The sequence below is a fragment of the Gemmatimonadota bacterium genome (assembly GCA_026387915.1).
In the GTDB taxonomy this organism is placed as follows: Bacteria; Gemmatimonadota; Gemmatimonadetes; order Gemmatimonadales; family Gemmatimonadaceae; genus Fen-1231.
This window is the reverse complement of sequence record JAPLKS010000005.1, coordinates 200,325-214,305: the sequence shown is the minus strand read 5'-3', so window position 1 is coordinate 214,305 and position 13,981 is coordinate 200,325. Positions and strand designations below refer to the sequence as shown.

12 protein-coding genes are annotated in these 13,981 nt (G+C 64.2%); 7 read left to right on the top strand and 5 right to left on the bottom strand.

Going from position 1 to position 13,981, the window contains the following annotated elements:
• Positions 1-98: 98 nt before the first annotated feature.
• The 5 genes from NTZ43_01985 to NTZ43_01965 are packed head-to-tail and all read right to left on the bottom strand — an operon-like array spanning position 99 to position 5,796.
• Positions 99-587 carry a GNAT family N-acetyltransferase gene (locus NTZ43_01985; GenBank protein ID MCX5765980.1) on the bottom strand — a complete coding sequence of 163 codons (489 nt, stop codon included), beginning with the start codon at positions 585-587 and terminating at the stop codon, positions 99-101.
• Positions 587-2,320 carry a hypothetical protein gene (locus NTZ43_01980; GenBank protein ID MCX5765979.1) on the bottom strand — a complete coding sequence of 578 codons (1,734 nt, stop codon included), beginning with the start codon at positions 2,318-2,320 and terminating at the stop codon, positions 587-589. The genes NTZ43_01985 and NTZ43_01980 overlap by 1 nt, the downstream gene beginning before the upstream one ends.
• The gene (locus NTZ43_01975; GenBank protein ID MCX5765978.1) at positions 2,313-3,071 is read right to left on the bottom strand and encodes an ABC transporter ATP-binding protein; all 759 of its coding nucleotides are present in this window, start codon (positions 3,069-3,071) and stop codon (positions 2,313-2,315) included. The genes NTZ43_01980 and NTZ43_01975 overlap by 8 nt, the downstream gene beginning before the upstream one ends.
• A gap of 58 nt (positions 3,072-3,129) precedes the next feature.
• Entirely contained in the window at positions 3,130-4,728 is a 1,599-nt protein-coding gene (locus NTZ43_01970; protein MCX5765977.1) for a transglutaminase-like domain-containing protein, read from the bottom strand.
• Positions 4,729-4,731: 3 nt separating this feature from the next.
• The gene (locus tag NTZ43_01965) at positions 4,732-5,796 is read right to left on the bottom strand and encodes a tetratricopeptide repeat protein (GenBank protein ID MCX5765976.1); all 1,065 of its coding nucleotides are present in this window, start codon (positions 5,794-5,796) and stop codon (positions 4,732-4,734) included.
• Between the two features lie 312 nt (positions 5,797-6,108).
• Between NTZ43_01965 and uvrA the strand changes: the two genes are divergently transcribed.
• From uvrA to NTZ43_01930, 7 genes are all read left to right on the top strand, one after another.
• Complete coding sequence (gene uvrA, locus NTZ43_01960; protein ID MCX5765975.1) at positions 6,109-8,943, top strand: excinuclease ABC subunit UvrA; 2,835 nt, start codon at positions 6,109-6,111, stop codon at positions 8,941-8,943.
• Complete coding sequence (gene sdaAB / locus NTZ43_01955) at positions 8,943-9,611, top strand: L-serine ammonia-lyase, iron-sulfur-dependent subunit beta (GenBank protein MCX5765974.1); 669 nt, start codon at positions 8,943-8,945, stop codon at positions 9,609-9,611. Before uvrA ends, sdaAB begins: the two co-directional genes overlap by 1 nt.
• Before the next feature lie 75 nt (positions 9,612-9,686).
• Positions 9,687-10,571, top strand: coding sequence for an L-serine ammonia-lyase, iron-sulfur-dependent, subunit alpha (gene sdaAA / locus NTZ43_01950; GenBank protein MCX5765973.1), 885 nt, complete (start codon positions 9,687-9,689; stop codon positions 10,569-10,571).
• Positions 10,572-10,659: 88 nt separating this feature from the next.
• Complete coding sequence (locus NTZ43_01945; protein MCX5765972.1) at positions 10,660-11,064, top strand: hypothetical protein; 405 nt, start codon at positions 10,660-10,662, stop codon at positions 11,062-11,064.
• Positions 11,065-11,066: 2 nt separating this feature from the next.
• On the top strand, positions 11,067-11,840 hold the full coding sequence (locus tag NTZ43_01940; protein ID MCX5765971.1) for a PspA/IM30 family protein: 774 nt from the start codon (positions 11,067-11,069) through the stop codon (positions 11,838-11,840).
• A 2-nt stretch (positions 11,841-11,842) separates the two neighbouring features.
• A complete protein-coding gene (locus NTZ43_01935) occupies positions 11,843-13,000 on the top strand; it encodes an AI-2E family transporter (protein MCX5765970.1) in 1,158 nt (385 codons plus the stop codon).
• A 72-nt stretch (positions 13,001-13,072) separates the two neighbouring features.
• Entirely contained in the window at positions 13,073-13,978 is a 906-nt protein-coding gene (locus NTZ43_01930) for an ATP-binding cassette domain-containing protein (GenBank protein ID MCX5765969.1), read from the top strand.
• Positions 13,979-13,981 lie beyond the last annotated feature (3 nt).

Below are 13,981 nucleotides of genomic sequence, written 5' to 3'. Positions count from 1 at the left end.
AGGCGGGACGACGCTGATGCGTCGCCCCGCCTGTTTTGCTGTGCAGCCGATGTTCGGCGGGCCTGCGCTCGGTGATTCGCGAACCTCGCCGTGGCGCGCTACGCTGGCAACGGGGCAGGAGAACCGACGGTGATGCGCTTGGTGAAGCAGTGCTTCTCGCCGACGAGAATTTCGCTCGCATCCACCGTCGCATAACGCGCAATTTTTTCAGGGAAGTGCGAGAGCGCCGCGTGCTCGAATCCGCACGAGAGAAAGAGTTCGTCGGAGAACGAGACGGCAAACACTTCTTGGTATCCGCGTCGTCGCGCGAGTTGTTCCGCCGCCGCGATGAGTCGTTTGCCGTAGCCGAGCCCCTGTGCGGCCGGCGTGACCGCGAGCGAGATGATTTCAACAATCGACGGTGAATACTCGTCGAGCGCCACACACCCCACGGCCGATCCATCGGCGTCGCGAATCACGCGATAGTCGGCGAGGTGAGCATAGGCGAAGCCCTCCGAGCGTGCGAGCGTCAGTCCCTGCGGCGCATAACGGTTGTTGAGGGCAACGAGCGAGGGAATGTCCGGCTCATTCGCATGTTCGATTCGCATTAACGCTCCACGGCTTCGAGGCGCCGCAGCGCCACACGTACGGGGATGACCGTTGCCGCAATGCAGAGCAGGGCGGCGGCGCCGAACCCAACGATCATTTCGAGCGGGCTCGTCGGCTGCTTGAATGCGATGGCCGACAAGTATCCATACACCGGGCGTGCCTCCAGAATCACGACCCCGCCAATGACGCCCACCGACGACATCATAAAGAGCAGGCCGCCAAAACTCGTCGGAATCTGTGCGGCGTTCTCCGTCTCAAACTGCGGGAAGAGCGTCCCAAATCCAATCGCGAGGCCCGCGACGGCAAAGGTCATCAGGGTAATGGTGCAGATCGACACGACAAACAAGAAGGGGGTCACCTGCAGGAGCAGGTCGGTCACGCCCACAATGAGCAGGGCCAGCACCAACAACGGCGTGGTCCCAACCCAGAACTTGGCCCACAGTAAATCCTGCATGCGCATCGGGCTCGAACGCAACAGCCACAGTGTGCGTCCCTCGAGCGACACGCCAGGGAAAATAAATCGCGCGGCAATGGACGCGAGCACGAAGCCGGCCAGCACGAGATTGAGAAATGGGACAATCTGCTGCAGCAACCACGTGACGCCCTCGCCGCGCAGCGGGAGGAACTTGATATTGAACACGTACACGATCACGAGCACGGCTAGCAGAATGAGTTGTGACCACTGCGTGGTGTCACGGAAAAACACTCGCAACTCTTTGAGCACCAACTCGCGCCGGAGCACGCCAAGGGGGCGAAGCACACGCATCGCGATCCGCGTCATGCGTCCGGAACGCGCCCAGCGTTCCGCGCTTTCCTGCGCCTTGCTAAACCCATGCAAATAGAGCTGCCGATGGAGTAAGGCGCCCATCACGAGGAACGCCGCCGCCGTGGACCAGATGAGATAGACGGCCAGCCAGTCCGTGGCGCCGCCCAGCATGCTCATGATGGAACGCTGGACCCATTCGCTCGGGAGAAACGGCGAGGTGGGGGTGCGGAGCACCGAAACAAAATCGACCAGCGAGCGGAAACCCTCGGGGCGCGCCAGACGCTCCGGGCGCACCAGTCGCAGCAACAGCACAATCGCCGCCGCCGATGCGACGGCGATCACGCTGAGAATGTCGCGCGTGCGCCGAGCCGGAAACACGTTGACAAGAATCAACGTCACCGCGCTGCCGATCACCGACGGCACAAGTAGGAAGGGCACGAAGACTGCAATGGCAAACGGCGCAAAGAGCCACCCGCCGTGGTACACCACGCCGTACGCCGCGAACACTGGGACAGCCATTAACGCCACCATCCAACTACTCGCGATGACCGTCTCGAGCAACTTGGCGCCGTAGAGGCGCAGCCAGTCCACGGGACCGCTCACGAGTAAGTCGAGATCGCGCGCCAAAAAGAAACTGGAGAGCGCCGTGATGACGTTCGAGAGCAACAAAATGGAGAAGAAGCTCACGAGCATCAGGCCGAGCAATTTCCCGGCGAGCAGCGGCCCGATTTCCTGCACGCCACGGAAATAGCTCAGCAGGCGATACAGCACGCCAAAGATGAAGCCCCAAAACAACACGCCGACAATCGCAAGCAGCGTGAAGCGCGCGCCACGGCCGCGTTCGTTGGCCATCGCGCGCGCGCGGGCCGTGAGCCACTTGGGCGCGAGCAGATGCAGGAGCGGGGCATCGGGGAGCACACCGCCAGCGGCGGTGGGCGCCGCACCGCGTCCGGCGGCCTCAGGCATCGAGAACGTCCATCAGGTCGCGTGCGGCGTTCTGGCCGGTGAGTTTCAAGAAAATCTCCTCAAGCCCGGTGCCGCCGCTCGCCGCGCCAGCGCGCAGATCGTCCATGGTGCCACACGCCGCAATACGGCCGGCGTGAATGATCGCAATGCGGTCGCACAGCGACTCCGCCGCGTCGAGCGTGTGCGTGCTCATCATGATGGTGTGGCCGCGCCGCGTGTATTCCTTGAACAGGTCACGCAGAATCTTGATCGACTTTGGATCGAGCCCCACGTGCGGCTCGTCCACCACGATCACGTCCGGACGGTGCACAAACGCGCTACTCACGATCAATTTCTGCCGCATCCCGTGGCTGTAGCTCTCCACGAGTTCGTCGCGCCATTCGTCGAGGTCAAACAGCGCCATCAACTCGCGCGCCCGATGCTCCACCTCGGCGCCTTCCTGGCCGTAGAGACCGGCCACAAAACGCAAAAACTCCGCGCCGGTCAACTTCTCGTAAATGAACGGCCGGTCTGGGATGAAGCCGAGCTTCGATTTTGCGGCGACGGGGTCGGCAACGATGTCGATGCCCCCGATGCGCACTGAGCCCGACGTCGGCTGCAAGATGCCGGCGATCATCCGCAACGTCGTTGTTTTACCTGCGCCGTTCGGCCCCACAAAGCCGAACAGCTCGCCCTGTGGTACCGTGAGGTCAATGGCGTCCACTGCGGTGAACTTACCGTAGCGTTTGGTCAGTGATTGCAACTGGATCATTGCGGCTCCATACGGCGGGTACGCCGGAACAAGCAAAGGAACAGACTGTTGGCGCGCATCAGCGAGCGTCCGTCACGCGAATCTTGAGATTGCCAATCAGGCGCAACAGTTCCACCTGACGGTTAAGTCCGCCGACCACAAATCGGACGTGCGCGGCGTCGGCAGGGAACTGGCCGAACGTCGGGTCCACCGCCACCCAGTCGGACAGCCACACTTCCGGCCACGCGTGGTAGTAAAACTTGCCGTTCACATACGCGAGTCCGGTGGCAATGCGCGTCGGAATGCCAAGCGCGCGCGTGAGCGCCGTGAACAACTGTGTGTGCTCGTTACAGTCGCCACGTCGCGTCCGTAACACCTCGAGCGCATTCGGAATACTGAACACGATTTCCTTGCGCAGCGAGTCGTGCACCCACGTATTGATCTTCTCCGCAATCACGCGCGGGTCACGATCATTCCCGGCAATGCGTACGGCAAGTTGCACGATGCGCAGTTCGTTCGACTGCAAGAACGGCTCCGGCGAAAGCTCCGCGCGAAACCGCGTTTTGAACGCCGTGTCACTCGTCAGGAGCGACCATCCCGGGGCCAGCGCGCGCGCATCTTCACGCGTGATCGTCACCGTGCGGCCTGCCAGCGACTGACGTCCGCCGTCGAGATCAAAGCCTCGCAACTCGGCGCCGTTCAATTCGGCGCGCAGCAGCATCAGTTTGGTGCGCCCCAGTAGCGCGCCGGCCGCGATCGCCGTGCGCTCGAGAATGTCATTCTTGCGGCCGCCCGTCGCCGTGGCGGCGGCGCGATCACGACCAATGCGCCAGTTCTCAAACGCCATTTCATACGCCATCCGTCGGAGCGTAATGCCGCCGGGCTGCGTGCTCTGCACTACGCGTCCCTGCGCATCGACCCAGCCGGTGAATCCGCCCTGCGCTGCCTCCGGTTCCACGCGCCATGCGCGCACCGTGTCGGTCAGCGCGCTCACCCATTCGCCCCGAGTCTCATCGAACCGCGCGCTGTCAACGAGTGTAAATACCGATTCGGCTCGAATGTTCAGCCGCATCGTCGCCGACGACATCGTCGTTGGATTAAACGTCGGCAGCGCATACGAACGCCCAACCTTCGGCGTCTCACCGAGCGCCACCAGCAGCGGCACGAGCGTCGGGAGGTACACCGGCCCCCGCACCGCGACGCGCTGACTGTCGGATTTCTCGACCCGAGCGCCAAGCACCGCCCCGGCTGCCGCAAACACGATCGCCGAGTCGCCGTCGGCGCGGCCACCAATGCGCATTGGGGCGTCGGCCGATTCCACCTGTACGTCGAAGGTGCGTAACGCGAGGGCGCGCGACAGTTTCACCACGCTGCGCGCCGACGTACGATGCGCGGCACCGGCAATCGGCAAATCGGCTACGAAGTAATCCACGACATCAATGCCGGCGCCCGTCGTGTCGATCGTGTTCGACGCGAAGCCGATTTGCTGACCGCCCTGCTCGACAACAAAAAACGTCGAACCCGGCGCAATGCGCTGCGCCATCTCTGCGAGACGCTGCGGTGCACTCACGGAGAACTCGCGACGCGCGAGGGCGAAGAGCCCGGCTCCCCACGCGGCCAGAATACCGACAGCGATCAGCGCGCGCTTTCGCTCGCGAACCACGAGAATCGGATGCACGGGCTAGCCCTGCTGCGCGTCGCGTGCGCGACGGTAAAACGCGGCCGCTTCCGTCGGTCGCCCCATACGGTCGAGTACGATCCCCACGCCCTTGAGCGCGCGCCAGTTGTCGGGCTCGAGCTCGCTCGCCCGCTCGTACGCCACGAGCGCGTCGGGGAGTTTGTCGAGTTTATTCAACGTCTCGCCGAGGTAAAACAGCCCCTGCGCCGAGGCCGCGTCGAGCTTAATCAGGCGCGTCAGCGGCTCGACGGCATCGCGCCACTTGGCGCGGCGGCAGGCGAGAATGCCAAGCTGCAACAGCACGTCGGGATCGTCCGCGTGTACCTTCGCGGCCTTCTTCAACTCGGCTTCGGCGTCGTCGTACCGCAAACGACCGCTGAGGATTGCCGCGCGCGCGCATCGCAACGGCACCGCATCCGCGCCAGAGTCGATGGCGCGCTGGAGCGCACCGAGTGCGGCTGCAATGTTGCCGCGCTTGTCGAACGCCGCCGACAACGCGATGGCCGTCTTCGCGTCTCCCGGATGTGCTTCGTGCTGGCTCCGCAGTTCGTCCAGCGCCGGCAACGCCGTCGGCGTGGCCGGCACCCGCGCTACGATGCGCGGCGTCATCGGCGCACGTTCCGGCCGTCGTGCCTCTGGGCTCGGCCGCTGCGTCGCCGACCCGCTGATCCCGACCGACCCAGCGGCAGTCTTCGGTGCAGCTCCGGCCGACGCGGTGTGCGCGGCGTCTAGCGGAGTCGTGCCCGCCGTCATCCCGCGCGCGGGGGACTGCAGAGTGGCTGCCAGACGCGCTGCGGTGGCTGCCGCTCGCTGTGCGGTGGCCGTCGCGCTGATGGCGTCGGCCACGAGTGCCGCGCCGCGGGACTCCGCGTCGTCGTGCACTTCATACGACCATTCGCCGCACACCGGAAGTTCGCGATACGCCGCCGGCGCGTCCGACTCCCCATCGTCCCGCGACGCCGGCGCGACCTGCGGCAACAACGACGTTCCTTCAAAAGCGCCGAGCGGCAACTGCTCGGCATCACCGGAGCGGTTGTCGTTCCAAGGATTGTAGGCCGACTGGTTCATCGCAGGCCGCCGTCTGGGAAAACGCTCATCCGGCCGCACACCCTCCACGGTCGAGCGCTCGCCGCTCCAGAGAGGAGGGCGCGAACTTCGCAGCAGCGGCAAAGGCAACCGCCAAGACGAGGACGAAAGCGCGGATAGGGGGACATGAACTGTGAAATCTATAGATAGGGAAGGGGCTGTGTCCAAGCGAAACCAGCCGGTCATCCGGCTCGAATCGGCCGGCCGGCCCCAGCCTCCGGGGGCCTTCGGATATTGAACCATCTCACGCCGCCGCTTGTTTCCGCCCTTGATGGCCTCCAGCTTACACAGGCTATGCCAGAAGATGCCCTGATTGTTCGCGGAGCCCGCGAACACAATCTCAAGAATATTGATGTCACCATCCCCCGCGACCGCCTCACGGTGATCACGGGGTTGTCGGGCTCGGGCAAATCGTCGCTCGCCTTTGACACGATTTTTGCCGAGGGGCAGCGGCGCTATGTGGAGTCGCTCTCCGCCTACGCCCGCCAGTTCCTCGGGCTAATGGAAAAGCCCGATGTGGACGCCATCGAGGGGCTGTCGCCCGCCATCTCGATTGAGCAGAAGACCGCCGGACACAATCCGCGCTCCACCGTCGGCACCGTCACCGAAATTCACGACTACCTCCGCCTGCTCTACGCGCGCGCCGGTACGCCGCACTGCCCAGAGTGCGGCAATCCCGTCGAGCGTCAGAGTGCAGGTCAGATTGCCGACACCATCCTCGGCTGGCCCGCCGACCTGCGCATCGAAGTGCTCGCGCCGCTCGTGCGCGGCCGCAAAGGCGAGTTCCGCGAACTCTTTGAGTCCGCGCGCAAACAGGGCTTTGTGCGCGCGATGGTCGATGGCGAACTCATTGAGCTCGCCGACCCGCCCAAGCTCAATCGCCGGTTGAATCACGACGTGTCCGTCGTGGTGGATCGCCTCTCCGTCAAAGTCGAAGACCGTGGACGTCTGGTCGATTCGATCGAAACGGCGCTCCGCCTCGCCGACGGCCTGGTCGAAATCGTCAAGCACGGCACCAAACGCGAAACGCAACTCTTCAGTGAGAAATACGGCTGCCCGAGTTGCGGGCTGTCCATGCCCGAACTTGAGCCGCGCCACTTCTCGTTCAACTCGCCCTTTGGCGCCTGCCCAGCCTGCAGCGGGCTCGGCACACGTCGCACCGCCAGCGCCGATCTCGTGTTGGGTGACCCCAGTATTTCGATGCTGGAAGGCGTCATCCTGCCCTGGGGCGAGCCGGACGGCTATCTGCGGCGCGTCATTCTTCCTGGGTTGGCGAAGCAGCTGAACTTTGAACTCAACGCGCCCTGGGGAAAAATCCCCGCCAAGGCACGTGAGACGTTGTTGTTCGGCCAACCGCGCAAGCGCGGCGAAGAAAACGAAACGCGCTGGGAAGGCATCCTCTCCAACGTGCAGCGGCGCTACAACGAGACGACGAGCGATTCTATTCGCTCCGATCTCGAAGACTACATGGTCGTCGCCGTCTGTCCCGAATGCACGGGGCTGCGTCTCAAGCCCGAGTCGCTCGCCGTGACGATCGCCAAACGCAACATCGGCGCGTTTGGCGAGTTCTCGGTCAGCGACGCCCTCGCGTTCATCGACTCCATTGCGCTGCGCGCGCCAGGGCGCGTGGGCATTGATCCGGACATCGGTGGCCCCATCCTCAAGGAAGTGCGCGAGCGACTCCGTTTTCTCATGGACGTGGGCCTCGACTATCTCACGCTCAACCGCAGCGCTGAGTCGCTGTCGGGTGGTGAAGCGCAACGCATTCGCCTTGCCACGCAAATCGGTTCGCGCCTCGTTGGCGTGCTCTATATTCTCGACGAACCGAGCATCGGCCTGCACCAACGCGACAACGCGCGCCTCCTCGCCACGCTCAAGCAACTGCGCGACCTCGGGAACACCGTGCTCGTCGTGGAGCACGACGAAGAAACGATTCGCGAAGCGGATTACCTCATTGATCTCGGGCCAGGCGCCGGCAAACACGGCGGCGAAGTGATCGCGGCTGGCACGGTCGCCGAGGTGCTCGCTAATCCGGCGTCACTCACCGCGCAGTACCTGAATGGCACCAAGCGCATCGAGGCGCCCGGTGCTCGGCGCCCGCGCGACCCCAAGCGCTTGCTGCGCGTGGAAGGTGCCACCGAGCACAACCTGCAGAACGTCGATCTTGAGATTCCGCTCGGGTTGTTCGTCGCCATCACGGGCGTCAGTGGCTCGGGCAAAAGTACGCTCATCGAAGACATCCTGCACCGCGCGCTCGCTCGCCACTTCTATCGTGCGCGTGTCGTGCCGGGTGAGCACAAGCGCATTACGGGCATTGAGCACCTCGATAAAGTCATCGACATCGACCAGAGCCCCATCGGTCGTACGCCGCGCTCGAATCCCGCGACGTACACCGGACTCTTCACGCCGATCCGCGACTTGTTCGCCGAAATGCCCGAAGCCAAGCTGCGCGGCTACGGCCCCGGCCGCTTCTCGTTCAATGTGAAGGGCGGACGTTGCGAAGCCTGTCAGGGCGACGGACTGGTCAAAATCGAAATGCACTTTCTCCCAGACGTCTACGTCACTTGCGAGACGTGCAAGGGCAAACGCTACAATCGCGAAACACTTGAAGTGCGCTTCCGCGGGCTCAGCATTAGCGAAGTGCTCGATCTCACCGTCGAAGATGCCTTGGCGCTTTTTGAAAACCAGCCGCGAATCGGCGACAAGCTGCGCGTGCTCAACGACGTTGGACTCGGCTATATCCATCTTGGCCAGAGCGCCACGACCCTCTCCGGTGGCGAGGCGCAACGCGTCAAGCTCGCTACGGAGCTGAGCAAGCGCGACACCGGCCGCACGCTGTACATCCTCGACGAACCGACCACCGGTCTGCACTTCGAGGACGTTCGCATGCTGCTCGATGTGTTGCACCGTTTGGTGGAGCGCGGGAATACGGTGCTGGTGATTGAGCACAATCTCGACGTCATCAAAACCGCGGACTGGGTCGTGGACCTCGGCCCCGACGGCGGATCGCGCGGCGGTTGCATTGTGGCGGCGGGTTCGCCAGAGACCGTCGCCGAAGCGCCGGGGAGTCACACCGGTCATTACCTCGGCGCGGTGTTGCGCACCGCCGCCGCTCCGCGCAAACGCTGATGGTATCGCTTCTCGATATCATCGGCCCCGTGATGGTGGGGCCGAGTAGCAGTCACACCGCCGGCGCCTGTCGCATTGGCTTGCTGGCCCGCGGACTCGTGGGCGGCACGCCCGAGCGCGCACACATGGAACTCCACGGCTCCTTCGCGCGCACCGGCGAAGGGCATGGCACCGACAAAGCGATCGCCGGCGGTCTGATGGGTTTCCGCCCCGACGACGATCGCATTCGCGACGCGCTGAACATCGCCGAACGCGAAGGACTCGCGTACGTGTTCGAAAAAACCACGCTCTCCGATACCGCGCATCCCAACACGGTGCGCATCACGCTCGAGCGCGGCGATCGCACGCATGTCATGACCGGCGAGTCGCTGGGCGCCGGCCGCATCCATATCACGGAAGTGGATGGGTTCCCCGTCGAAGTGCATGGCAATCATCACACCATCGTACTCGTTGCCGAAGATGTGAAAGGCTCCGTCGCCCGCATCGCGCAGCTTCTCGCCGATGCCAGTATCAACATTGCGACGCTGCGACTCACGCGAAAAGAAAAAGGCGGCGACGCATTCATGGTGATTGAAGTAGATGATCGCCCCGACGAACAGGTGCGCGACGCGATTCGCGCCCTCTCGTGGGTGCGATGGTCGCACCGCCTCGATAAAGTCAGCGGCTGATCACCGCTCGGTCACGCCACCCCGTCGGATTGTTATTGTCTCGCCTCGTCCGTTCGAGTCTCTCTCCCAGTCACCGTGTATTCGTCACTGCTCGCCGCGATCGCCGACGCTGAAGCGTCGCACCGCTCCCTCTCGCAGCTCGCGCTCGACACCGAAGCCAAAGACCAGGGGCGTCCCGTCGCAGAGATTCGCGACGCGCTCCGACGCGCACTCGTCGTGATGAGAAGCGCGATTGAACAGGGGCTCGTGGGCGACCTGTACAGCGAGAGCGGCCTAGTCGGCGGCGACGCGGCCAAGGTCGCACAGAGCACCAAGGGTCCGTTCACCGGCTCTCCATTTGCCGACGTGATTGCCCGCGCCTTGGCCGTGCAGGAAGTGAATGCGGCAATGGGCGTCATCGTCGCGGCCCCCACAGCCGGTGGCGCGGGCGTACTCCCCGCCGTGCTCACCGGGCTCGCGAAGGCCCGCGGGATTTCCGAAGATGACATCGTGAGCGCCCTCGCGACGGCCGGATTGATTGGCGCCGTTGTTGCCGAACGAGCCTCGCTCTCCGGAGCCGAAGGTGGCTGCCAAGCCGAAACGGGCGCCGCCGCAGGAATGGCCGCCGGCGCGGCCGTCGAAATGCTGGGTGGCACCCCGACGCAGGTGGGGCACGCTGTGGCCCTCGCCCAACAGGGCACCCTCGGACTTGTCTGCGATCCCCTCGGCGGGCTCGTGGAGCTCCCGTGCGTATTCCGCAATGCGACGGGCGCCGCCATAGCCCTCGCCGCCGTCGAAATGGCCCTGGCCGGCGTCACCTTTGCCATTCCGGTGGATGAGGTGATCGACGTCATGGGGGAGATCGGCAGCGAAATGGACGTTCGGTACCGGGAAACCGCCGGCGGAGGCCTCGCGGCCACCCCAACGGGGCGCCGGCTCGCCCGCGAACGATTGGTGCAAATCAAGCGTTCTGGCGGCTGACGCTGGCACAAACCCCGTGTCGGAGTGAAACTTCTACTAGAGGCTCTCCCGTAGGTTTCCCCGACAGCCACAGCAGCGAGAGACCTGAATGGTTAATAAAGAAGAAATCGAGACGTTCCTCGACCGCTTGTCGGCCGACGGCGTCACCTACGAAGAAGTGAACGACGGGCTCTGGACGGTGAAACCGACCGGACAGCTCGATTTCGGCGTCGTCGTGCACTACTCGCCCCCGGTCGTCGTCCTGCGGGTAAAGGTCATGGACCTCCCTGCCAACGACGAACAACGCTATGGGCTCGCCCATCGCCTGCTCGAACTGAACGCCACCGACCTGCTTCACGGGTCGTACGGCATTCAGCACAACACGGTCGTACTCACCGAAGCCCTCGAGCTCGCGCACCTCGATTTTGAGGAGTTTCTTGCTGCGTACGAGAGCATCACCTTGGCGCTGGCCTCGCACATCCGCGAGCTGGCGTCGTTCCGAGAGGCTCGCTGACGATGGGCATTTTTGATCGCATTGCCACGCTCTTCAAGTCGAACATCAACGACCTGATCTCCAAGGCGGAAGATCCGGAAAAGATGCTCGACCAGATCGTTGTCGACATGCGCAATCAGCTCGCAAAGGCCAAACAGCAGGTGGCCAGCGCCATTGCCGACGAAAAGCGCCTCAAGGACCAGGCCGAAGCCGAGTACAAGGCGTCGCAGGACTGGGAAGCCAAGGCCATGCTCGCCATCAAGGAAGGGCGAGATGACTTGGCCAAGCAGGCGCTCGTCCGTCAAGGCGAGCACGGCGAGCACGCGCAGCAACTGCAGACGACGTGGCAGTCGCACGCGGCCGAAACCGAGAAACTCAAGAACTCCCTGCGCGACCTCAACGACAAAATCGAAGAGGCCAAGCGCAAGAAGAATCTCTTGCTCGCGCGCCAGCGTCGCGCGCAGGCCCAGCAGCGCATTTCCGAGACGATGTCCTCCATGTCCGAGAAGAGCGCCTTTGAGGCGTTCGCCCGCATGGAAGAAAAAATCGATCAAAACGAACGCATGATCAAAGCGTCCACGGAAATCGACGAAGAGTTTTCGGGCGACCGCCTCGTGGGCGATTTCAAGAAGCTCGAGAAAGTGGCCGGCAGTGCCAGCGCCGACCAGCAGTTGCTCGCGCTCAAGCAGAAGATGGGGCTCCTCCCTGCAGGTGAATCGGCCGCGCCACGTCGCATTGGTGCCGGTGAGGAAACCGTGCAGGCCGAGGTTGAGGATGTTCGTGGCAAGAAAGGCTGAGCTTGGCTGATTCACACGGCGACTCCACTGCGAGAGTCCGGCTCGTCCAACTGACGCCGGGCCTTGCTGGAGTCGTCGCGCTCGTCGCGCTACTCTGGTTTGCGCGCTCTGTTGCGCCCGTGCTGCTGCTCTTTTTTCTCGCCATTCTCCTCGGCGTCTATCTCAACGCCCTGAAGGAACTGCTCGCCACCAAGCTGCGCTTCAAGCCAGTGGTGGCGATGTCCGTTGCCGTCGCCCTGACCTTCGCCGGCGTCTGGGGCGTGTGGGCGCTACTCGTGCCACCCGTGGTCGAACAGACGCGGCAGCTCATTGAACGGCTTCCTGAGTTTGCCGTGGCGTGGCAGCAGTGGATTCAGCGAGCCGTCGATCGTTTTCCGGCGCTTGAGCCGTATGTCGGCGCCGATCGCCAAGCCGACATGATCAAGTCCGCCGTCGGCGAAGCCGAAGCGTTCGCCTCAGGCATCATTCCGCACGTGTTCGATCTCGTGCACGGCTTCATCAACATCGTGTCCGTGCTGGTGATGGCGCTCTACCTCGCGCTGCATCCGCGTACGTACGAGAACATGGTGATCGCCGTCACGCCGCCGCGCTATCGCGACCAGTCCCGCGAGGTGCTCGCTGCGCTCGCGCGCACCCTGCGCGCCTGGATCATCTCGCAGTTCATCGCCATGACGGTCCTCGGCGTGCTGACGGCGGTGTTGTTCAAAATCATCAGCGTCCCGTACTGGCTCACGTTCGGTTTGTTTGCTGGCCTCGCGGCGATTGTGCCGTTCTTTGGAACCTTGGCTTCCACCGTCGCGCCGGCGCTCTTCGTGCTCGGCGGCCCTGGTGGCGCGAGCGGCGCGTTGCTCGTACTGCTCATCGGCGTTGTGGTGCACATCATCGAAGCGAACATCGTGGCGCCGCTCATTATGCAAAAGGGCGTGCATCTCCCGCCGGTGTTTTCCATTCTGGCGGTCCTCGTGGTGGGTCGTCTCCTAGGCCCCACCGGATTGCTCGTGGCCGTGCCGATGCTCGCCGTGCTGATGGTGCTCGTGCGGAAGATTCTTATTGAAGGGATCTATCACGACCCGTCGCCGAAGCATGCCGCGCACGCACACGCCGCGCACGCACACGCCGCGGACGCGCACACCGACCCCGCAGAGCCAGACGCCGGCTGAGCGGAAACGTTTGGGGTGTGCGTGCGGTAATGCGGTGACGCTGGCCCGCGTGCGCCCGCGTACTGTGGCGCCATGTCCGCCACCGTTCTCGACCTCCGTCACGTCCACCGCCGATTCGCCATCGGCATCGACGGATGCTCGGCGGAGGTCACCGCCGTGGACGGTGCGAGCCTCCGCGTGGAGCGCGGCGAGTGTGTGGAAATCGTCGGCGGCCCAGCGTCTGGCAAGCGCACGTTGTTGCATCTGGCCGCGGGGCTGCTCGCACCCGATCGCGGTTTCGTCTGGCGCGCGCCATCAGCCCTAGTTGCCGCGCACGGATCGGAGTTCGGATTCCTCGGCGTGCGCGCGGCACTCGAGTACGCGCTGGCGCGGCTCGACCTCGCCGGCTCCGACAGCAGCGACGACGACTTCGACGCAATCCTCGAACGGTGCGCCCTCACCGAGTTCGCCACGGTGCGGATCGCACAACTTGCCGCCGGCACGAGAGCGCGGGTGCGCGTGGCCATCGCACTGGTCGGCGCACCGGAGGTGCTGCTCCTCGACGATCCGTTCAGCGCGCTACACGATCTCGACGAGCGCCGAGGCTTTGCCGAGTTCGTCGGGCGGCTGGGCGCGCGCGATCGGCTCGCCTGCGTCGTCACCGCCCGTCAGCCGGAACCATTGGGAACGGTGGCCCATCGGATGCTCACGATGCGTGCGGGCCGTCTCACGCCGATGACGAGCGACCCGCACGCACTTGAACTGCAGGTACGGACGCCCGAAGCAGCGGCTGGCCTGCTCGCCCTGCACGGGCTTGGCGTCGAGCGGCGCGGGAGAAGGCTCCGCGTACCGCTTGGCCGTGCCTCGGCCGAGGAGATTCTCAGTGCCTGTTTGGCACTCGGGATCACCGTACGCGGTTCAAAGGTCGTCGCCGAAGAAGCGCCCCTGCATGGCCGAATTTTGCCACCTGCACTCCACCGTTCGCCCGTCCGGCCTTAGCTT